21 protein-coding genes are annotated in these 20357 nt (G+C 64.5%); 10 read left to right on the forward strand and 11 right to left on the reverse strand.

The genetic code is table 11. The features are described 5' to 3' along the window. Positions 1-135: 135 nt before the first annotated feature. From ACSSV4_RS00005 to ACSSV4_RS00030, 6 genes are all read right to left on the reverse strand, one after another. Positions 136-939, reverse strand: a complete 804-nt coding sequence (locus ACSSV4_RS00005) for a DUF1217 domain-containing protein (protein WP_454272538.1) — start codon at positions 937-939, stop codon at positions 136-138. Then, positions 936-1343, reverse strand: coding sequence for a flagellar biosynthesis repressor FlbT (flbT, locus tag ACSSV4_RS00010; protein ID WP_454272539.1), 408 nt, complete (start codon positions 1341-1343; stop codon positions 936-938). Before flbT ends, ACSSV4_RS00005 begins: the two co-directional genes overlap by 4 nt. Continuing rightward, positions 1340-1714, reverse strand: a complete 375-nt coding sequence (gene flaF, locus ACSSV4_RS00015; RefSeq protein WP_454272540.1) for a flagellar biosynthesis regulator FlaF — start codon at positions 1712-1714, stop codon at positions 1340-1342. The genes flbT and flaF overlap by 4 nt, the downstream gene beginning before the upstream one ends. Before the next feature lie 78 nt (positions 1715-1792). Next, positions 1793-2641: a flagellin N-terminal helical domain-containing protein gene (locus ACSSV4_RS00020; RefSeq protein ID WP_454272541.1), complete on the reverse strand. Its 849-nt coding sequence runs from the start codon at positions 2639-2641 to the stop codon at positions 1793-1795. A gap of 207 nt (positions 2642-2848) precedes the next feature. Next, on the reverse strand, positions 2849-3202 hold the full coding sequence (locus tag ACSSV4_RS00025) for a flagellar protein FlgN (protein ID WP_454272542.1): 354 nt from the start codon (positions 3200-3202) through the stop codon (positions 2849-2851). After that, positions 3195-3443 carry a rod-binding protein gene (locus tag ACSSV4_RS00030; protein WP_454272543.1) on the reverse strand — a complete coding sequence of 83 codons (249 nt, stop codon included), beginning with the start codon at positions 3441-3443 and terminating at the stop codon, positions 3195-3197. The genes ACSSV4_RS00025 and ACSSV4_RS00030 overlap by 8 nt, the downstream gene beginning before the upstream one ends. Before the next feature lie 1426 nt (positions 3444-4869). Here ACSSV4_RS00030 and ACSSV4_RS00035 point away from each other — a divergent pair. Together ACSSV4_RS00035 and ACSSV4_RS00040 are read left to right on the forward strand one after the other, a co-directional pair. Next, positions 4870-5409, forward strand: a complete 540-nt coding sequence (locus ACSSV4_RS00035; RefSeq protein ID WP_454272544.1) for a flagellar hook-length control protein FliK — start codon at positions 4870-4872, stop codon at positions 5407-5409. A 12-nt stretch (positions 5410-5421) separates the two neighbouring features. After that, positions 5422-6108 (forward strand): flagellar hook capping FlgD N-terminal domain-containing protein, encoded by a 687-nt coding sequence (locus tag ACSSV4_RS00040; protein ID WP_454272545.1) that lies wholly within the window; start codon positions 5422-5424, stop codon positions 6106-6108. A gap of 4 nt (positions 6109-6112) precedes the next feature. Here ACSSV4_RS00040 and ubiB read toward each other — a convergent pair whose 3' ends face one another. Next, positions 6113-7645: a 2-polyprenylphenol 6-hydroxylase gene (gene ubiB, locus ACSSV4_RS00045; RefSeq protein WP_454272547.1), complete on the reverse strand. Its 1533-nt coding sequence runs from the start codon at positions 7643-7645 to the stop codon at positions 6113-6115. Next, positions 7645-8388 carry a bifunctional demethylmenaquinone methyltransferase/2-methoxy-6-polyprenyl-1,4-benzoquinol methylase UbiE gene (ubiE, locus tag ACSSV4_RS00050; protein ID WP_454272549.1) on the reverse strand — a complete coding sequence of 248 codons (744 nt, stop codon included), beginning with the start codon at positions 8386-8388 and terminating at the stop codon, positions 7645-7647. The genes ubiB and ubiE overlap by 1 nt, the downstream gene beginning before the upstream one ends. Positions 8389-8474: 86 nt before the next feature. On the opposite strand from ubiE, the gene mutM reads away from it, so the two are divergent. Both mutM and ACSSV4_RS00060 read left to right on the forward strand, forming a co-directional pair. Next, positions 8475-9326 carry a bifunctional DNA-formamidopyrimidine glycosylase/DNA-(apurinic or apyrimidinic site) lyase gene (gene mutM, locus ACSSV4_RS00055; protein WP_454272551.1) on the forward strand — a complete coding sequence of 284 codons (852 nt, stop codon included), beginning with the start codon at positions 8475-8477 and terminating at the stop codon, positions 9324-9326. A gap of 63 nt (positions 9327-9389) precedes the next feature. Next, positions 9390-10166, forward strand: a complete 777-nt coding sequence (locus ACSSV4_RS00060) for an enoyl-CoA hydratase (protein ID WP_454273370.1) — start codon at positions 9390-9392, stop codon at positions 10164-10166. 258 nt (positions 10167-10424) lie between these two features. Here the strand turns inward: ACSSV4_RS00060 and ACSSV4_RS00065 are convergent, their stop codons facing one another. Both ACSSV4_RS00065 and nth read right to left on the reverse strand, forming a co-directional pair. Further along, entirely contained in the window at positions 10425-11411 is a 987-nt protein-coding gene (locus tag ACSSV4_RS00065; RefSeq protein WP_454272553.1) for an adenosine kinase, read from the reverse strand. Next, on the reverse strand, positions 11408-12052 hold the full coding sequence (gene nth, locus ACSSV4_RS00070; RefSeq protein WP_454272555.1) for an endonuclease III: 645 nt from the start codon (positions 12050-12052) through the stop codon (positions 11408-11410). Before nth ends, ACSSV4_RS00065 begins: the two co-directional genes overlap by 4 nt. 97 nt (positions 12053-12149) lie before the next feature. On the opposite strand from nth, the gene ACSSV4_RS00075 reads away from it, so the two are divergent. After that, positions 12150-12983, forward strand: coding sequence for a methylated-DNA--[protein]-cysteine S-methyltransferase (locus ACSSV4_RS00075; protein ID WP_454272557.1), 834 nt, complete (start codon positions 12150-12152; stop codon positions 12981-12983). Positions 12984-13107: 124 nt separating this feature from the next. After that, positions 13108-13767: an OmpA family protein gene (locus ACSSV4_RS00080; RefSeq protein ID WP_454272559.1), complete on the forward strand. Its 660-nt coding sequence runs from the start codon at positions 13108-13110 to the stop codon at positions 13765-13767. A gap of 79 nt (positions 13768-13846) precedes the next feature. Here ACSSV4_RS00080 and fdhF read toward each other — a convergent pair whose 3' ends face one another. Next, the gene (gene fdhF, locus ACSSV4_RS00085) at positions 13847-16621 is read right to left on the reverse strand and encodes a formate dehydrogenase subunit alpha (RefSeq protein ID WP_454272561.1); all 2775 of its coding nucleotides are present in this window, start codon (positions 16619-16621) and stop codon (positions 13847-13849) included. Positions 16622-16841: 220 nt separating this feature from the next. On the opposite strand from fdhF, the gene ACSSV4_RS00090 reads away from it, so the two are divergent. The 4 genes from ACSSV4_RS00090 to ACSSV4_RS00105 are packed head-to-tail and all read left to right on the forward strand — an operon-like array spanning position 16842 to position 20336. Then, entirely contained in the window at positions 16842-17492 is a 651-nt protein-coding gene (locus ACSSV4_RS00090) for a histidine phosphatase family protein (RefSeq protein WP_454272563.1), read from the forward strand. A 17-nt stretch (positions 17493-17509) separates the two neighbouring features. Then, positions 17510-18124, forward strand: a complete 615-nt coding sequence (locus ACSSV4_RS00095; RefSeq protein WP_454272564.1) for a glutathione S-transferase family protein — start codon at positions 17510-17512, stop codon at positions 18122-18124. Positions 18125-18134: 10 nt separating this feature from the next. After that, entirely contained in the window at positions 18135-19190 is a 1056-nt protein-coding gene (locus ACSSV4_RS00100) for a saccharopine dehydrogenase (protein ID WP_454272566.1), read from the forward strand. Positions 19191-19193: 3 nt separating this feature from the next. Then, positions 19194-20336 (forward strand): saccharopine dehydrogenase family protein, encoded by a 1143-nt coding sequence (locus tag ACSSV4_RS00105; protein ID WP_454272568.1) that lies wholly within the window; start codon positions 19194-19196, stop codon positions 20334-20336. Positions 20337-20357 lie beyond the last annotated feature (21 nt).

Genomic DNA, 20357 nt, shown 5'->3' on the forward strand with positions numbered 1-20357 from the left:
ATCGACGGTGGCCGCCACAGTCACCACCGGCCGCGCGCTGCGCTACGCCGGGGGCTCCGCGCGCGGCCTCTTACACCAACCGTTGGGACACTGCCCCCGAGTGTCCCTGTCGGTCACTTCCCGGCCCGCACGGGGTCAGAACGCGCGCGGTGCCGCTTGCAGCAAGGTCAGGGCAATGGACTGTGACGACAATGCGTTAATATCCCCCAGTTGATCACGGATCAGGAAACGGCGGATCATCGCCTCCTGCAGAGTCGCATCACTCAAATCCGAGAGACTGGCGATATCGAGTTGCCGGTCGGCGCGCGCGCGTATCTCGGTCAATTGCCGGTCGAGATCGAGCTGGGCGAAGCTCTCGGGCAGTCCGAGGGCAACCTCGAACACACGGCGCAAGGGCGGATCACCCAGAATCCGCAGCCACCGGGTCGTCTCCGACGCATCGTCAGCAACAATCTCCGCAAAGCCACGCTGGGCGTTGAGCGCGAGGCGCAATGCGTCGTCCTGATCGCCCACCGCGATCTCGAAAGACTGTCGGCGAAACTGCGCGGTAATCGTCGCGCCGAATCCCGGATCCTGCGTGCGCGGCACGGTGCCATCGGCAAACCCGAAGGCATCCGCCAGCTTCTTGTAGCGGTCGTCGGTCAGACGATTGGCAAAGGCATCGTCGCGTGCCGTGCCTTCCTCCAGGACCTTGCGGATAAAGGCACGGCTGTCGATATCCTCCTGCAACCCGAACGCCCCAAGTGCGACGCGCAGCAAACGCCGGTCCGAAACCAGGTCGTCGGCAGTTTGAACAGCGCCGATATTCTGTTCGAAATAATCTGTGTCCCGGACGATTTCGGGAGAGGCGTTGAACAGCTCCGTCTGCCGCTCCAGCGTCCGGTTGAGCAGCACCCAGCCGGGCAGGCCGCCGAGCGGCAGGACCGGATCGAAGGTCACCGGCCACGCCCCTGAACTAGCAGTCGGGCCTCGCGCGGCAGGAGCGCGCGCAGCGCCTTGAGCCCCTGGTAGTACTGGTCCGACAGGATAGCCTCGGTCGCGCGGGTAAGCTGCGCCCGGCTGTCAGGGTCGCGCAGGATCTGGCTCAATTCCTCGATGCGTCGCAGGATCTGGAGGCGCACGCTGTCGGGGTCGCAATCGCCCGACAGGACAAGCTGCATGGCATAGCAGACACGCCTGACCGGGGTCGTCGCCTCCTCGGGATGGATCGCATCGCGCAACCTCAGGATATTGGCATCCGGCGTGACGATGAAGAGACGCGCGCGCCGGTCGCCATTCTCGATGACGGCCCCGTTTATGAGCACGCGCTCCTTGGGGCCGAGCTTGAGGACAAGGCCACTCATGCCGCGCCACCGTCACCATTGAGCCCGCGCATGATCGCGAGATTGATCTCGATGAGCGGCGTCACATCCGCGCCATCGCGCAGCACCCTGCCACTGTGCTGCCGGGTGAACTCGGCCAGCGAGATGATTCGCGCGCGCAGTTCGACCGGCAAGGAATTGGCACGGTCTGCCGCGTCGGTGGCGAAGATCGTCCAGAGACGCCGGTTGTCATGCACCGCAGAGGCCAGCGGGCCAATGGCCCCGGGCTCCTCGGCTGCGGATTTGAGACGGTGTGTGATGCGCGCAAGCGCATCGTATTCCAGGCCGCGCTCGGTCCGGATAGTCCGGGCCTGGGCGCGGTAGGCGGCCTTTGCCTGCAAGATCGCGTTCACGTCATGTCCTTTCCAAATCTGTCGTGTCGGTCAGGAAACCGGAGGATCAGGGGCGTCCCGGGGACGCCCCTGAAAGGGTTAGTTCCGGAACAGCGACAGGATCGCCTGCGGTGCCTGGTTGGCGATCGACAGTGACTGCGTCGCCAGCTGCTGCTGCACCTGAAGCGCCTGCAGCCGGGCCGATGTTTCCTCCAGATCGGCATCGACGAGCGCGCCTACCCCGGAGGTCAGCGCATCGGTGAGTTTGGAGACAAAGGAACTCTGGCTCTCAAGCCGACTCGAGGCCGCACCGAGCGCCGCAGCACCGTCGACCGCCGTCTGGATGAAGGTTTCGATCTCGCCGAGCGCCGTCGTCGCGGTGGCGGTATCCGTGATCGCGGTCAGGTTCGTGGCGAGGTCGAGATTGGCCTCGAAATCCACCGTCGCCACGTCGATGGTGGAAGCGGTGGGCGCGCCGGTGCCCACGCGGTCGAGCGACGACAGCACGCTCAGCCCGGTCGCGCCATTGCCATCGACATCGGTGGCCAGCAGGTTGGCGCCATTGAACTGGGCGGCCCCGATGATTGATGCGACCTGCGCGGTCCGCTGCGCGATGTCGTTCTGGATCGTTTCGTGATCGACATTCTCGCTTTGCGCCGAGACGATCAGTTCCTTGATACCGTTGAGTTCCTCGACGATCTGTTCGGCGGCGGAAGAGGCCACCGCAACCGTGGCCTCGCCCAGGGAAAGGCTGTCCGAAATGGCCTTGAAGCCTGAGATATCGGATTCCATGATCTTCGAGATCGCAAAAATGGCCGAATTGTCCTTGGCCGTCGCGATATCCTTGCCGGTGGAGATCGCGTCCTGCGTCTTGGCCAGGTTTGAGTTGACCGATTGCAGGGTTTGCAGCGCCACCATGGCGCTGTTGTTCGTCAGAATGCTGGACATAGTTTTTTCCTTTGACTGCGGCGCTTCACGCCGGTTTGACGGTCCGCCCGGACGGCGGATGATGGCAGTGTCGTTCTGACAGCTGCGACCGGGTCATTGTCGCCCCGAGCGCGCCACCCGTTTCCGGATGCAACGCCAGGATGACGGCGAAACCCTAAGGGAGTGCTAAGCGCGCCAGGTCATGTGCGCGGCATTTGAAACAAATTCTCATGCGCGCTTCTCCACCGTGCGCACGATATCGCCGGGGATGGTCTGTTTGCGGCCCTGCTGGTCATAGGTCTCCATCGATTTGCGGATTCGGCGAAAATTGGCGATCCGCAGGGCGACAGACCGGATCCCCTGCAATGCCCCGTCGAAAAGCGCCTGATTGCGGATCACCTTGGCTTGCAGGTCGGCAAGGCCGACATGCCGGGGGCCAAGCGCCTCGAACGCCGCGATCAGCCGTTCCTTTTCCGCGACACCCGCGGCGATCGCCCCGAGATCGCCCCTCAGCAAGGCGGCGCGTTCGGTTTCGAGCAACGCATCGAGCTGCGCGGCGAGCCGGTCCGGATGATCAGTCATTGCGTGTTCCTTCCATCAGCTTGGCGGCGAAGATGTCGGCAAGGCCGATACCACCGGCGCGCACCATTTCTCGCGCGAGCATGTCGCGGTGAAAGGAGGCGAATTGTTCCTCTCCGATACCACCCCCAAGGCTGTGCCCTTGCGCACCGAAACCGGCGGACTTGAGCATTTCCGCGAGAAAGCTCGCCTCCAGTTGCTCCGCCGCGTCGCGCACCGTTGCGCCCGGCATTGCGGCCGACATGCGGAATGCGGTCGGGAATATGGGTAAAGACTCTGTCACCGGATTACCTCCAATTGATCGAACTAACCCGCATCAGACAGCAAAGCGGTAAAGAAGCGGTAACTAGCTTCTGGCAATATTCCCCCAACGAAACCGCAAGTCGGAACCACGCATGCAGCTGCCACATCCGCTGACCGAGGGTCGGCCCCCCAATCCGAACGCAATCTTCCCGGCGACCAAGCCAGCGTCCGGTGACATCGCTCAAGCCGCCCGGCCCGTCTCCAGTTTCGGCGCGTTTTTCAATGCCAAGGCCCAGAGCCGCGAGGGCGCAGCGGCGGAACCTGCCCTTCCGGCGCAGGCGGCAATCGCGAAAGCGCCGGTCACCAAGCCCGACCCGTCTGGATCGGCCCGGCAACCGTCCCTGACCGAACAGGACATGGCGGATACCTCTCCTTCGATATCGACGCCCGACGCAGCCGTAGCGCATCAGGGCCCCGCGCAGCCAACACCAGGGCACTCATCGGGCGCCGATGGCAGAACAGCGTTCGATCTCGCGGGCCCGCCGCAACGCGGACCGGACCGTCCGCATGACCGGCGCGCCGAAGCTCTGCCGGATAGGGCATCCGGCGCGGCACAGACCGTCTCGACCGCGTCAGGCCTGCACGCCCTGCCCCGCCTGCACGCCGCCGCCCGGAGCGAGAATGGCTCCGCTCGGGATGGGTCCGCGGGCTTCGCAGGGGCACCCGTTGTAGGAACGCCGACGGCGACGCACACGGTCCGCCAGGGTACAGGGCCCGGTGGGCCAACAGCCCGACCGGAGCATGCGCAAACCATTGACGCAATGACCATCTCGGCCTTTACGTCCCGCCCCCAGGCGGCGACACCCGGGCCGCGCCATGCAGCCTCCGAAACGACAAGTCAGGAGGTGATGCCCGGTGCCCCCGAGGCCGCGCCTGCGGTGGACCATAATGAAACGACCGCACAGCCTATGCGGGACGGACCTACGTCGCATATGCAGCGACCAGAGACCAGTGGCACCGCGATCGAGCCTGCCTCCGAACCTCTTTCGCAGGCGACGCCGGTCCCGGGCCAGCCACGCGCCGAAACGACGATGCAGGTCGTAACGTCCCGTCTGGTGGAAACCGGTCTTGGGTCGGGTCGTCATGAAACGGAGGCGTCCCCCCTGCGCGAACACCCTTCCGGTGGCACCGCGACCGGCGCGGCCTCCGCATCTCTTTCGCAGGCGACGCCGGTCCCGGGCCAGCCACGCGCCGAAACGACGATGCAGGCCGTAACGTCCCGTCCGGTGGAAACCGGTCTTGGGTCGGATCATCATAAAACGGAGGCGTCCCCCCTGCGCGAACACCCTTCCGCTCGGACAGGGCGACCGTCGCACACGTTGTCGCCGCCTGTTGCCACCGTCACGCGACCCACGCTCGCTGTGCAAATGGTCCAACCCGTGCCTCAAGCACCTCCTGCAGATCTTGCTACAAGCGACCGGGAAACCGAGGCTCAGATCGTTGTCGAGACACGCACCGGAAGCGGCCAGGTGCAGTCACCGCACACCTCGCACACAGCCCTTCGCGCAGATCTGCCGCAGCAGATCGCGATGCAGATCGCTACCGCCACCGGGCGCGCAGCGCCGACGGGGGACCGGCTGATCAACCTCACACTCAGCCCCGAAGAACTGGGATCGGTCCGTCTCAGCCTGCGCCAAACCGACGATGGTCTTGCCGTCGCGATCTTTGCGGAGCGACCCGAAACGCTGGATCTCCTGCGTCGCAACATCGACCTGCTGGCCCGGGATTTCCTGGATATCGGCTACGAGTCCGCAGAGTTCACTTTCGGGCGCGAGAATCCCGCCCCCGGTGACCGACGTGACAACACTGACGCTGCTCTGCACATCGGGCCGACCTCGGACGCGGACAACGCTCCTCCCCGAGCCACCGCGATCCATCTCGGGGATCGCCTCGATATTCGTCTCTAGAAAGGTCTGAACATGGACATCACCGACCTCGCACAAGCGACCGGCCAAACCACAGCGACCCGTGCCGCAACTGCAGAAGCCACCCAAAGCGGTGGCACGATCAGCGCGGATTTCGAAACCTTCCTCAAGATGCTGACCACCCAGATGCGCAATCAGGATCCCCTGAACCCGGTCGATTCCTCCGATTTCGCGGTGCAATTGGCAACCTTCTCGACGGTCGAGCAACAGGTGCGCACCAATGATCTGCTCATCGGGCTCGGCGCGCAGATGGGCGCGCTCGGTCTCGGTCAGCTTTCGGGCTGGATTGGGCTTGAGGCAGAGGCGAAAACGCCGGTCGCCTTTGACGGAGCACCGGTGCCGCTGACAGCGACGGTCGATCCGCTGGCAGATGCCGCGCAGCTGGTGGTCACAAACGCTGCGGGCATTATCGTGCAACGGCAGGATATCGCCCCGCAAAGTGGCCGCATCACATGGGCGGGGCAGGATCCTGCCGGTCTGCCGCTGCAAAGCGGAATCTACGAGGTTTCGGTGCAGTCCCTTGCCGGGGGTGAGGTGATCGCGCGTCACGACACGCATGTTCACAGCCGCATCATCGAAGCGCGTCAGGAGGCGGGAGAAACCCGGCTCGTGCTCGCGAACCGTCAGACCGTGGCAGCCAGTGCAGTGCTTGGACTGCGCGCGCCAGAGACCGGAGTGTGAGATGTTACATAAGGGCCAGAGCCAGGGCCGCGCCGCCCGCGCCCAGGGTTGCGCCGATCCCGGCAAAGGCGATGCGCATCGGCCAGGGCGACGGGGGCACGGGTGTGTGTGGCACCGATTGGCGAATCAGCGCGGCCTCGACCAGACCGGGCAGGCGCGGGCCGTAGCGCGACAGCACGGCGGCGGTACGCCCGAAATCGCGCAATGCCGCGCGCGGTCCGATGGTGGTCTTGATGTAATCCTCGACCACGGGACGGGCGACCTGCCAGATATTGATCTGCGGATTGAGGCTCCGGGCAACGCCCTCGACCACCACCATGGTGCGCTGCAACAGGATGAGTTCGGTGCGCGTCTCCATCCCGAACCGCTCGGTCACCTCAAAGAGATAGCTGAGCAGGCTGCCCATCGAGATGCGGCTGGCATCCATGCCGAAGATCGGCTCGCCCACCGCGCGCAGGGCACGGGCGAAAGCGTCGACATCTCGGTCGGCGGGCACATAACCCGCCTCGAAATGCACCTCGGCGACGCGCCGGTAATCGCGCTTGATGAAGCCATAGAGAATCTCGGCATAGACCCGACGGGTATATTCGTCGATATGGCCCATGATGCCGAAATCATAGGCGATGATATCGCCATTGCCGGCCACCTTGAGATTGCCCTGATGCATGTCGGCGTGAAAATACCCGTCGCGCAGCGCATGGTTGAGAAAAAGTTGCAGCACCCGCTCGCCCAGTTCGGCCCGGTCATGGCCCGCCGCATCGAGCGCCGCATTGTCGCCGAGCGGCAGGCCGTCGGCCCAGCCCATCGTCATCACCCGGCGCGATGACAGATGCCATTGCACGGAGGGCAGCTGAAAACCGGCATCCTCGGATGTGTTTGCAGCAAATTCGGAGGCCGAGGAGGCTTCGAGCCGCAGATCGAGTTCGCCCATCACCACGCCTTCGAAATGCACGATCACGTCCGTGGGCCGCAGGCGGCGCGCGCCGGGGGCCAGCAACTCGACCATGCGCGCGGCGAAGTAAAACGCGTCGATGTCGCGGCGAAACGCCTTCTCGATGCCGGGGCGCAGCACCTTGATGGCCACCGCCTCGCCGGTGTCGCGCAGCCGTGCCTTGTGGACCTGCGCGATCGAGGCGGCGGCAACGGGCGGGCTGAAATCGTCGAACATCTCTTCGACGAGATGCCCCAGCTCATGGGTGATGCTCGCCTTGGCCACATCCACCGAGAACGGCGGCAGCTTGTCCTGCAAGACCCGCAACTGCCCGGCCAGCTCCTCACCCACCAGATCGGGGCGGGTGCTGAGAATCTGGCCGAACTTGATATAGGCCGGGCCCAATGCCGTCAGCGCGCGGGGCGCGGGCGGGCTGGTCTCGTCGCCCTTGTAGCCAAGCCACTGGAACGGCCAGGCCAGAAACCGCATCGTGCCGCGCACCAGCGGCGGTGCCTCGAACGCATCCATGATCAGGCCCATCGCCCCGGTACGCTCCAGCGTCGCACCGGTGCGGATCAGGCGCAGGATGTTGTGCGGCCCGCGCATCAGATCTTCCAGCCGGAATGCAGACAGGCGATGCCCATGCTCAGATTGCGATATTTGGCGTTCTCGAACCCTGCCTGCCGGACCATCCCCAGAAACGTCTCCTGATCAGGAAACTTGCGGATCGATTCGACCAGATACTGATAGCTGTCGCGATCATTGGCGATCATCTGCCCCAGGCGTGGGATGATGTTGAAACTGTAAAGGTCATAGACCTTCTGCATCAACTCATTGGGGATCTGGCTGAATTCGAGCACCATCAGCCGCCCGCCGGGCCTGAGCACGCGAAATGCCTCGTTCAGCGCCTCTTGCGGGCGGGTCACGTTACGGATGCCAAAGCTGATCGTGTAGACGTCAAAGCTCGCATCCTCGAACGGCAGCGCCATCGCATCGCCCACCACCCAATCGAGGCTGTCGGCCATCTGCTCCGCTTCGGCGCGCTTGCGCCCCTCGACCAGCATCGGCTCGGTCAGGTCGAGCACGGTGGCATGGCCATGCCCGGCGCGCTTGAGAAAGCGAAAGCTGATATCGCCGGTGCCGCCCGCCACATCAAGCAGGCGCTGGCCCGCGCGCGGCGCCAGCCAATCCATCATCGCATCCTTCCAGATGCGGTGAATCCCCATGCTCATCGCATCGTTCATCACGTCGTATTTGCCGGCCACGCTGCCAAAGACCCCGCGCACGCGCCCGGCCTTTTCCGACTCGGGCACATCCTGAAATCCGAAATGGGTGGTTTTCTCGTTCATGGGCCTTGCCGCTCTTGTGTCTTGCCCTTCTTATAGGGCGCAAGCGGGGGGTTACAATGCGCCCCTTGCGCCGAGCGAGGTGCCAATTGCCCGAATTGCCAGAGGTTGAGACAGTCCGCCGCGGCCTTGCGCCGGTGATGGAGGGGCAGCTGATCGCGCGCGCGACCGTCAACCGCCCTGATCTGCGCTGGCCGTTTCCGCCCGACATGGTCGCGCGGCTGACCGGGCAGCGGGTGCTGATGCTGCGGCGACGCTCGAAATACATCCTCGCCGATCTTGCCTCGGGCGAGACGCTGCTCATCCATCTCGGCATGTCGGGGCGCATGCTGGTCTCGGGCGATCCGCTGGGGCGCTTCGTGCATGAGCACCCCGCGCCGGAAAAGCACGATCACGTGGTGCTCGACATGGAGAACGGCGCACGGATCACCTTCAACGACCCGCGCCGATTTGGGGCAATGGACCTGATGCCGACGGATCGGGCTGAGGCGCATCCGTTACTGGCAAAGCTGGGGCCGGAGCCCTTGGGCAACGACTTCAACGCGCCCTATCTCGCCGCAATGCTCAAGGGACGCAATACGCCGGTCAAATCCGCGCTGCTCGATCAGCGGATCGTGGCAGGCCTGGGTAATATCTATGTCTGCGAGACGCTCTTTCGCGCGCGCATCTCGCCGCGCAGGCGTGCCGGGAACATCTCGGGTTGGCGCGCGGGCGGGCTGGTGCCGATCATCCGCGACGTGCTGACAGACGCGATCACCGCAGGCGGCTCCTCGCTGCGGGATTTTCGGCAGGCGGATGGCGAATTGGGCTATTTCCAGCACAGGTTCGACGTCTACGGGCGCGAGGGCGAACCCTGCCGGACGGAGGGCTGCGAGGGCGTCATCCGGCGCGTCGTGCAATCCGGTCGCTCCAGCTTCTATTGCCCGCGGTGTCAAAGATAGGTTGAACGCGCGGCCAACAGTGGTAATGAATCGGTCTGATGGAAACAAATGAAAGCTGATTTCATGGCCTATGAGACGATCATCGTCGAAATAGAAGACCACGTCGCCCTCATCAAACTCAACCGCCCCGACGCCCTTAACGCGCTCAACGATCAGCTCATGTCGGAGCTGGCGCAGGCGCTTGGCGAGGCGCAAAAGAACGACAAGGTGCGCTGCATCCTGCTCACCGGCTCGGAAAAGGCGTTTGCGGCGGGGGCCGACATCAAGATGATGAGCGGCAAGGGATTCGTCGATGTCTTCCTCGAGGATCTCTTCACCGAGGACAGCGACGCGATAGCCCGTGTGCGCAAGCCGATCATCGCTGCTGTCTCTGGCTATGCCCTTGGGGGCGGTTGCGAACTGGCGATGATGTGCGATTTCATCATCTGTTCGGACACCGCCAAGTTCGGCCAGCCCGAGATCAATCTCGGCGTCATCGCGGGGCTTGGCGGCACGCAGCGCCTGACCCGCCTGGTGGGCAAGTCCAAGGCGATGGACATGAACCTGACGGGCCGTTTCATGGATGCCGAAGAGGCCGAGCGCGCGGGTCTGGTGAGCCGCGTGGTGCCCGCCAAGAAACTGATGGAAGAGGCGATGTCGGCAGCCCAGAAGATCGCCGAGAAATCGCAGATCTCCGTGATGGCGGCCAAGGAGGCGGTCAACCGCTCCTACGAGACCACGCTGCGCGAGGGGCTGTTGTTCGAGCGCCGCGTGTTCCACTCGCTGTTCGCCACCGAGGACCAGAAAGAGGGCATGGCCGCCTTCGCCGAAAAACGCGAGGCACAATTCCGCGACAAGTGAGCCTGTCTGCGGCGTGAGGGGCGCTGCCCCTCTTGGCCTGCGGCCAATTCACCCCGGAGTATTGGAAACATAAAGAAACGTGAGAATGCGCGCCCGGATTTGACACACGCAACACCCGGGCGCGGCTTCTTCATGGACGGTCATCGGCTCTCCAGCCTGTACCGCAACTCGAACATGACATGTCAGGGTTAACAAACCCTTTTGTTTCTTTATGGCAAAAATACTCGAACCCGGACCCTGCCACGGTCTGCACGCCTCTCAGATCAGCCCTTCGGCGGCAAAGAGCGCCTTGACGTCGGCCTTTGGGCGCGCGCCGTAATGCCCGATCACCTCGGCCGCCGCGATGCAGCCCATGCGCCCGGCCACCTCCAGCGGACGCTCTGTCGCAAGGCCGTAGAGCAACCCGGCGGCGAATTGATCGCCCGCGCCGGTGGTGTCCACCGGCGCGACACGCTGCACAGGCACCGTCACCGTCTCTGCGCCCTCGACCAGCACCACGTCATGACCTGAGCGGGTGCAGACGATCAGCCCGCTTTCCAGCGCCGCCTGTTCCAGCGCCGCGCCCAGATCCTCGGTCTCGTAGAGCGCGCACCATTCATGCTCGTTGCCGATCACGTAGTCGAGTTCACGCAGCAGCCTGCGGAAATCGGCGCGGTGGCGCTCGACGCAGAACGGGTCGGACAGCGTGATCCCCGCCTTGCCGCCACCGGCCCGCGCCGCGCGCGCCGCGCGCTCGAACGCCGCCTTGCCCTTGGGCTTGTCGAAGAGATAGCCCTCGAGGAACAAGAGCCCCGCCTGCCCCGCCACCTCTTCGGGCACATCGCCCTCGTCGAGTTCCGTGGAAACCCCCAGATAGGTGTTCATCGACCGCTCGCCATCCGGCGAGACGAAGATCATCGAGCGCGAGGTGGGCAGCGCGCCATCGCCGCGCGGGGCGTTAACGAATTTGGTGCCGACCTCGGCCATGGCCGCTGCGTAATAGTGGCCCAATTCGTCATCGCTCACCCGGCCGATGAAGCCTGTCGAGAGGCCGAGCGCGCCCAGTCCCGCGATGGTATTGGCCACCGAGCCGCCGGGCGCCTGCCAGCGGTCGGTCATGTTCTCGTAGAGAAATTCGGCGCGCTCGGTCTCGATCAGTTGCATGACACCCTTGTCGATGCCCATCCGGGCAAGAAAGGCATCGTCGCATTGGCTGATCACGTCCACCACGGCATTGCCGATGCCGACGGCCTGATATTTTGTCATAGGGTCTTGTCCTCGAATAAACAGAGATCACGAATAAGGCAGGTGCCGCAGGCGGGTTTGCGCGCGCGGCATATGTAGCGGCCATGCAGGATGAGCCAGTGATGCGCGTGGCGCTGGAAATCCACCGGCACGTTGTCCTCGATGGCGCGTTCGACGGCGTCGACATTCTTGCCGGGGCAGATGCCGCTGCGGTTGCCGACACGGAAGATATGCGTATCCACCGCCTGCGCCGGGTAGTGCCACCACATGTTGAGCACAACATTGGCGGTCTTGCGCCCGACGCCGGGCAGCGATTGCAGGGCGGCGCGGCTGTTGGGCACCTCGCCACCATAGTCCTCGACAAGGATGCGGCTCAGCTTCATCACGTTCTTGGCCTTATTGCGGTAAAGGCCGATCGTCTTGATATGCTGGGTCAGCCCCTCTTCGCCCAGCTCGAGCATCTTCTGCGGCGTGTCGGCGATCTTGAACAGCTCTCGCGTGGCGCGGTTCACGCCCACATCGGTCGCCTGTGCCGAAAGCGCGACGGCCACCACCAGGGTGTAGGCGTTGACATGCTCCAATTCGCCCTTGGGTTCGGGCTCTGCGGCCTCAAACCGGGTAAAGATCTCGCGGATCGTGTGATAATCGAGTTGGCGCGCCATGGGCGTTCTATGCCGGGATTTGGCGGGATGCGCAACATTCGGGTCGCGGGCCATGCGCGCTCGGCCTATCTTGTGGCAAAGCTGTCAGGATATGCCGATGACCGATCTGGAACAAAGTTATCACTACAACGTCATGCGCCGCGCCATTGACCTGATAGATCAGGGCGGCGAGGCGCTCCCGCTGGAGACGCTGGCCGCCGAGATGGGCATGAGTGCGGCGCATTTCCAGCGGCTTTTCTCGCAATGGGTGGGGGTGTCGCCCAAGCGCTACCAGCAATACCTGACGCTCGGCCACGCCAAGGACCTGCTGGCACAGCGTCATACCACGCTCGAGGCGGCAGATGCCGCGGGGCTGTCGGGGTCGGGGCGGCTGCATGATCTGTTTCTGAGATGGGAGGCGATGAGCCCGGGTGAATTCGCGCGCAAGGGGGCGGGGCTGACCATCCATTACGGCTGGTTTGACAGCCCGTTCGGCGACGCGCTCGCCATGGGCACGGAGCGAGGCCTGTGCGGGTTGGCCTTTGCCGGGGAATTCGGGCATGATGTGACCATGGCCGACATGCGCGCCCGCTGGCCGGAGGCGAGCTATGTCGAGGCCCCGGAAAGGATCACCCCCTGGGTCTGTGCCGCCTTCGACGGGCGCGGCGAGGCCGCGCTCCACATGATCGGCGCGCCGTTTCAGATCAAGGTGTGGGAGGCGCTGCTCGCCATTCCCTCGGGCCATGTCACCACCTATTCCGAGATCGCGCAGGCCATCGGCAACCCGCGCGCCGTGCGCGCCGTCGGCACCGCCGTGGGGCGCAATCCGGTCAGCTTTCTCATCCCCTGCCACCGCGCCCTGCGCAAATCGGGCGGGCTTGGCGGCTATCACTGGGGCCTGCCGGTCAAGCGCGCGATCCTCGCATGGGAAAGCGCGCGCGCCGAGGGATAGGCGGAAACCCGCCCGGTTTTACATGTCTTGCCGCCTGTCCGGCCCTTGGGGTGGCCGGTGTTATTGCATATCATCGCGACAGACCCGATGCATCGGGCTGGTCAAACAACAAAGGCGACATTCCATGATCCGAGCACGCAATCCCCTTCTCCTTCTTTCCGGCGCATCGCTCCTGCTGGCCACGGCCTGCACCGATCCGAACTACGTTCCGGGCAGCGATCCGAACCGCAACGCCAAGACCGGTGCGATCATGGGCGGCCTGATCGGTGCGGGCACCGGGGCGGTCATCGCCGATAACGACGCCAAGGGCGCGATCATCGGCGGCATCCTTGGCGCGGCGGGCGGTGCGGCGCTTGGCACGTCGCTCGACCGGCAGGAGGCCGAACTGCGCCGGCAACTCGACGATGACGTGCAGATCGTCAATACCGGCGACCGGCTGATCCTGACCATGCCGCAGGATATTCTCTTCGATGTGGACAGCGCCACCGTGCGACCGGTCTTGCGGGACGACCTGTTCAAGGTGGCCGACAGCCTGCAGAGATATCCCGACACCACCGTGCAGGTGGTGGGCCATACCGACAGCGACGGCGCGGCCAGCTACAATCAACAACTGTCGCAGCGCCGCGCCAATGCGGTGGCCGATGTGCTGATGAGTGGCGGCGTGCCCTATGGCCGCGTCAACGCCTTTGGCCGCGGCGAGGATCAGCCGGTGGCCTCGAACCTCACCGCCGAGGGCAAGCAGCAGAACCGCCGGGTCGAGATCGTGATTCTGCCCAATCGGTGATTCTGCCCAAGCCGCTGCGGCATGAGTATTTTCAGGAACGGTAAATTGAGGGGGCGGTTTTCGGACCGCCCCCTTAGCTTTATTCCGCCGCCATCTCCACCGCCTCGACCCGGACCGCCGAGTATTTGAACTCGGGGATCTTGCCATAGGGGTCGATCGCGGGATTGGTGAGGATATTGGCCGCCGCCTCAACATAGGCGAAGGGCAGGAACACCATGTCGGGCGCGACCGCCCGGTCGGCGCGGGCCATGATGCTGATCGAGCCGCGTTTCGTCGTCAGCCGCACCATGCCACCCGGCTCCACCCCCATCTTGCGCAGGGTCGCGGGATGCATCGAGCAGTTGGCCTCGGGCTCCACCGCGTCGAGCACGCTGGCGCGGCGCGTCATCGAACCGGTATGCCAGTGCTCCAGCTGCCGACCGGTGGTCAGGACCATCGGGTACTCGGCGTCCGGCACGTCATCGGGCGGGATGATAGACGCGGGGGTAAAGCGCGCCCGCCCCTCGGGGCGCGGGAACCCGTCGCCAAAGACCACCGCCTCGCCCGGGCCGTCGGGCGTCTTGCAGGGATAGGTCACGGCGTTCTCGCGCTCCAGCCGTTCCCAGGTGATATTGTCGAGCGAGCGCATGTTGATCTTCATCTCGGCAAAGACATCCGCCGGGCTGTCATAGTGCCATTGCAGCCCCATCCGGTTGGCCAGTTCGACCGTGATGCGCCAGTCCTCGCGCGCCTCGCCCGGCGGGCTGACCGCGCGCCGCCCGATCTGCACCTGACGGTTGGTGTTCGTGACAGTGCCCGATTTCTCGTAGAAGGCCGAGGCGGGCAGGATCACATCGGCATAGTTCGCCGTTTCGGTGATGAAGATGTCCTGCACCACCAGATGCTCCAGCTTGGCGAGCGCATCGCGGGCATGCTCCACGTCCGGGTCGGACATCGCCGGGTTTTCGCCCAGGATATACATGCCCTTGATCTTGTCCTCGTGGACCGCATCCATGATCTCGGTCACGGTGAGGCCCTTCTGGTTCGAGAAATCGCCCGATTTCCAGACCTCGGTAAAGGCATTGCGCACTCCGTCATCGGTCACGGTCTGGTAATCCGGCAGGAACATCGGCACGAGCCCCGCATCGGATGCCCCCTGCACGTTGTTCTGCCCGCGCAACGGATGCAGCCCGGTGCCGGGGCGGCCGACATGGCCGCACATCAGCGCCAGAGAGATCAGGCAGCGCGAATTGTCGGTGCCGTGGATGTGCTGGGAAATCCCCATGCCCCAAAAGATCATGCCCGCCTTGGCGCCGGCGAATTCGCGGGCCACCTCGCGCAGCGTCTCGGCGGGTATGCCGCAGATCGCCTCCATCTTCTCTGGCGGGAATTGCGCCAGATGCGCCTTTTCGGCCTCCCAGTTTTCGGTGAAGGCTTCGATATATTGCTGGTCGTACAGCCCTTCCTCGACGATCACATGGCAGATCGCGTTCAGCATCGAGACATCCGCGCCGGGCTTGAACTGCAACATATGCGTCGCAAACCGGCGCATGCCCACCCCGCGCGGGTCCATCACGATGAGCTTGCCGCCGCGCTTGGTGAACTGCTTGAAATAGGTCGCCGCCACGGGATGATTCTCGATCGGGTTGGCCCCGATGATGATCGCCACATCCGCGTTCTCGATCTCGTTGAACGTGGCGGTCACGGCCCCCGAGCCGACATTCTCGATCAATGCCGCCACCGAGGAGGCATGGCACAGCCGCGTGCAGTGATCGACGTTGTTATGACCAAAGCCCTGCCGGATGAATTTCTGAAAGAGATACGCCTCTTCATTGGTGCATTTGGCGCTGCCAAATCCCGCAACAGTAGCACCGCCATGGGCGTCCTTGAGCCGCTTCAACTCACCCGCCGTCAGGTCGAGCGCCTCTTCCCACTCCGCCTCGCGGAAGAATTCGTGCCAGTTGCCGGGATCGACATTGAGGCCCTTGGGCGGTGCATCCTCGCGCCGGATGAGCGGCTTGGTCAGGCGGTGCGGGTGGTGGATATAGTCGTAGCCGAACCGCCCCTTGACGCAGAGCCGCCCCTCGTTTGCCGGGCCATTGATACCCTCGACATACTTGACCTTGCCGTCCTTGACCTTGAGCGACACCTGACAGCCGACACCGCAGAACGGGCAGACGCTCTGCACCTCCTCGTCGTAATCGGCGCTGTCGCCCTGCTGCGCGTCGTCCATCACCGAGGCGGGCATCAGCGCACCGGTGGGACACGCCTGCACGCATTCGCCGCAGGCCACGCAGGTGCTCTCACCCATCGGGTCGTCGAAATCGAAGACCGGATAGGCATCGTGACCGCGCCCGGCCATGCCGATCACGTCATTGACCTGCACATCGCGGCAGGCACGGACGCACAGGTTGCACTGAATGCAGGCATCCAGATTGACGCGCATCGCCACGTGGCTGTCATCCAGAAGCGGCACGCGCGGCTTTTCCAGTTTCGGAAAGCGGCTATAGGTCACGCCATTGGCATCGGCCATGTCCCACAGGTGGCTGGAGGCATCGTGCGAGGTGTCGCGCTCGGGCTGGTCGGCGAGCAGCATTTCGACCACCATTTTGCGCGCGCTTTCCGCGCGATGCGAATTGGTGGTGACAACCATGCCGTCCCTTGCCTCGCGGATGCAGGAGGCCACGAGCGTGCGCTCGCCCTCGACCTCGACCATGCAGGCGCGGCAGTTGCCGTCGGGACGATAACCGGGGCTCGGTTTGTGGCACAGATGCGGGATCTTGAGCCCGCGACCATTGGCCACCTCCCAAAGCGTCTGGCCCGCCTCGGCCTCGACCTCGGTGCCATCCAGTGTGATCTTGATCGTTTCAGACATGCGCGCGACTCCTCTTGACGACCATGGTATACCACGCACCACGGTCGCTGTGTACCCGGCAATCCCGACACGTCACCGCATTTTTGCGGCGAGGCGCAGGGATGGATTTCCTATAGGCGTCAACCGCAGGTCCACCCGGGTGTTCATTATTTTCCCTTGTGCCATCTTTCACCCGCTGCCGCGCGGCGTTAACGTCACGATCAAACGCGGAGGCGACATCTTGGCAGAACTCATTCTGGTACGGCACGGGCAGGCGAACAGCCATGCGACCGACGAGGCGGGCTATGACCGGCTGTCGCCGCTCGGCGTGCAGCAGGCGGAATGGCTGGGCGCGCATCTGCGCGGCACCAATCCGCATTTCGACCACGTGATCACCGGCACGCTGCACCGACAGACCGGAACCGCGCGTGCCATGGGATATGACATCACCGAACAGGATTCGCGGCTTGATGAGCTGAGCTATTTCGCCCTCGCGCAGGCTATCGAGGCGCAACACGGCATCCCCGCGCCCGCCGACGCCACCGAATTCGCCCGCTACCTGCCGCAGGTGATCGAGCACTGGGCGCGCGGCGATCTCGCGGATGTGCCCGAGACGTTCGAGCATTTCACCACCCGCATCACGGGCCTGATCGACGATATCTGCCATCATCCGGGGCGTGTCCTGATCGTCACCTCAGGGGGCGTGATCGGCATGGTGATGCGCCACACGCTGGGCTTGGATATTCCCGGCATGTCCAAGGTCATGCTGCAGGTGATGAACAGCTCATTACACCGGCTTGAACATGTCCACGATATGCTGATGCTGGGCACGTTCAATGCCACCCCCCATCTCGACACACCCGACCGGGCGCATGCCCGTACCTTCATCTGAACAACAGGAAACGCGCCATGAAACTCTATTACGCCAAAGGCACCATCGCCATTGCGACGGCCATCGCATTGCACGAGGCGGGGCTCGATTTCGAGCCGGTCCGTCTCGATTTCCGCGCCGGCGAGCAGACCGGGCCGGAGTATCAGGCGATCAACCCCAAGGGCCGCGTCCCGGCGCTGGTGACGGATGACGGCGTTTTGACCGAAACCGGCGCGATCCTCGACTACATCGCCGATATCGCGCCCGCCGCCGGGCTGCGCCCTTCGGACCCCTATGAGACCGCCAAGGTGCGCGAGGCGATGTGCTACCTCGCCTCGACCATGCATGTGAACCACGCCCACAGGATGCGCGGCCACCGCTGGGCCGATCAGCAAAGCTCGTTCGACGACATGAAGGCCAAGGCGGTGCAGACCATGACCGACAGCGCCGATCACGTGGAAAATCACGTGCTCAAGGGGCCGTATGTGCTGGGCGAAACGTTCTCGCTGGCCGATCCCTACCTTTATGTTGCCTGCAACTGGCTTGAGGGCGACGGTGTGACCGTCGCCGATTACCCCAAGATCGTGGCCTTCATCGAGGCGATGCGCGCCCGCGCCTCGGTTGCGCAGGTCATTGCCGACGACATGATCTGAGGGCTGCCGCATGACACATCTCTGGGTCCGGGCCGAACAGCGGCCCAACGAGGAACGCGTCGGGCTGACGCCCGAGGGGGCCGCGCAACTGATCGCCAAGGGCATCCGCGTGACAGTGGAGGACAGCCACACCCGCGCCATTCCGATTGACGGCTACCGGGCGGCGGGCTGCGAGATCGCGGCCGAGAACAGCTGGCCCTCCGCCCCGGCCGACGCGATCATCTTCGGGCTGAAGGAACTGCCCGAGGATGGCACGCCCCTTCCGCATCGCCACATCATGTTCGGCCATGCCTTCAAAGGGCAGCATGCGGGCAAGCGCCTGCTTGAACGGTTCAAGGCCGGCGGCGGCACGCTCTACGATCTGGAATATCTGGTGGACGAGGACGGGCGGCGCGTCGCCGCCTTCGGCTATTGGGCGGGCTATGCGGGGGCCGCCGTGTCGCTGATGACATGGGCGGCGCAACAGGGCGGCGGCACCTGCCCGCCGGTCGCGACCTACCCGGCGCGCGATGCACTGCTCGCGGCGCTCGGCACGCAACTTGATAGAGCGGGCAAGGACCGTCCCACGGCCATCGTCATCGGCGCGCTTGGCCGCGTCGGCACGGGTGCTGCGGATCTGTGCGAGGCCATGGGCGTGACCGTCACCCGTTGGGACATGGCTGAAACGGCCAAGGGCGGGCCCTTCCCCGAAATCCTCGACCACGACATTTTCCTCAACTGCATCTTCGCACGCCCCGGCACGCCGGTCTTCGTGCCGAAATCCGCGCTTGATCAGCCCCGCCGCCTGACCGTGATCGGCGATGTCGCCTGCGACCCCGACAGCGATTACAACCCCGTGCCGGTCTATGACCGCGCCACCACTTGGGCCGAACCGGCGCTGCGCGTCCACGATGCACCGCCGCTCGACGTGATGGCCATCGACAACCTGCCCTCGCTCCTGCCGGTGGAATCCTCGCAGGATTACGCAGGGCAATTACTGCCATCCCTGCTGACCCTCGACGCGCTCGATCAAGGGGTCTGGGCGCGGGCCGAGGACACTTACACAATACATATGAAGGAGGTCTGAGACATGACAATCCATTGGTGCGGCACCGGCCTTTCGGCCATTCCCGGTCTGCGGCGACTGATCCAGGCGGGCCATGACGTGACCGTCTGGAACCGCTCGACCGACAAGGCAGAGGCGGCCGTGGGCGACCTGACCGACCGGATCAACGCCTTTGACAAGGACGCGCTCGCCGCGGCGCTAAAGCCCGGCGATATCGTCGTCTCGATGCTGCCCGGCGACTGGCATGTGCCGCTGGCGGAGCTGTGCCTGTCCAAGGATGCGCATTTCGTCTCGTCCTCCTACATCGCCCCCGAGATGCGGGCGCTGGACGCCACCGCACGCGACAAGGGGCTGTGCCTCGTCAACGAGATCGGTCTCGATCCCGGCATCGACCACCTGATGGCGCATCACCTGGTGGCCGAGTATCGCGCATCCGAGGCGTTCGATCCGGGCAACGACCTGTCGTTCACCTCCTATTGCGGCGGTGTTCCGAAAGTACCGAACCCCTTCCGCTACAAGTTCAGCTGGTCCCCCTTGGGCGTGCTCAAGGCGCTGCGCTCACCGTCGCGCTCGATCCGCGATTTCTCGGAACTCAACGTCGCGCGGCCCTGGGATGCGCTCTCGACCTATGACGCGCCGCTGCCACGCCCTGAAACCTTCGAGGTCTATCCCAACCGCGATTCGATCCCCTTCATCGCCGATTACCGGTTCGATTCCGACTGGCGGATCAAGGATTTCGTGCGCGGCACGCTACGGCTGGGTGGCTGGTCCGAGGCGTGGAAGGACGTCTTTGCAGAGATCGAGACGCTGGAGGGCGAAGCGGGCGAGGCCCGGCTCAAGGAAATGTCGGATCAGTTCTGGCAAGAGCATGCGTATGACGAGGGCGAGGCGGATCGCGTCGTGCTCTGCGTCGATCTCAAGGCGGAAAAGGCCGGGCAACCGGTCTGGCACAAGACCTACGTGATGGATGCCTGGGGCGATGCGCGCGGCACGGCGATGGCGCGGCTGGTGTCCATCCCTGTGTCACTGGCAGTCGAATCGGTGCTCAACCGCGAGATACCGGCAGGCGTCAGCCCGGCACCGCATGACCCGAAACTGCTCGCGCGCTATCTGGATGAGGTGGGCCACCTCGCGCAGCATTTGCAGGTGGTGGATCACCTCGCCTGATGGCCTGCGGGGCGGCGCAGT

This window comes from Roseovarius sp. MBR-154 (assembly GCF_053628595.1).